Origin of the sequence: Cognatundibacterium luofuense, from assembly GCF_018139685.1 — a bacterium.
GTDB classification, from domain to species: Bacteria; Pseudomonadota; Gammaproteobacteria; order Burkholderiales; family Burkholderiaceae_D; genus Undibacterium; species Undibacterium luofuense.
The window spans coordinates 1-230 of the sequence record NZ_JAGSPN010000715.1 but is presented as its reverse complement, the minus strand read 5'-3'; the positions used below and the strand labels follow the sequence as shown (position 1 = coordinate 230).

The following is a 230-nucleotide window of genomic DNA, read 5'->3' as shown; positions in this document are numbered from 1 at the left end:
CGGGCTGGACGTTGGCCTGAAGGTGCAGCATTTCTCGAACGGCGCCATCAAACGCCCTAATCCCGGCGCCAATGTTGCGGTCATCCGGGTTGCGTATCCGTTCTGACGGGTAGTCTGTGCAGATATCTGCATTCGCTGTTTTCGGAGAGCCAGAATTTCTGCCGTGGAGCGGGGAGCTGGTGTGCTGAACACCGCATTTTGCCTGTTTTCTGATCTGCAAAGCACAAACC

General features: G+C 56.1%; 1 protein-coding gene. It reads left to right on the top strand.

Going from position 1 to position 230, the window contains the following annotated elements:
• Window positions 1-4: 4 nt before the first annotated feature.
• The gene (locus tag KDM89_RS22310) at window positions 5-106 is read left to right on the top strand and encodes an acyloxyacyl hydrolase (RefSeq protein ID WP_329604739.1); all 102 of its coding nucleotides are present in this window, start codon (window positions 5-7) and stop codon (window positions 104-106) included.
• The last annotated feature ends 124 nt before the right edge of the window (window positions 107-230 follow it).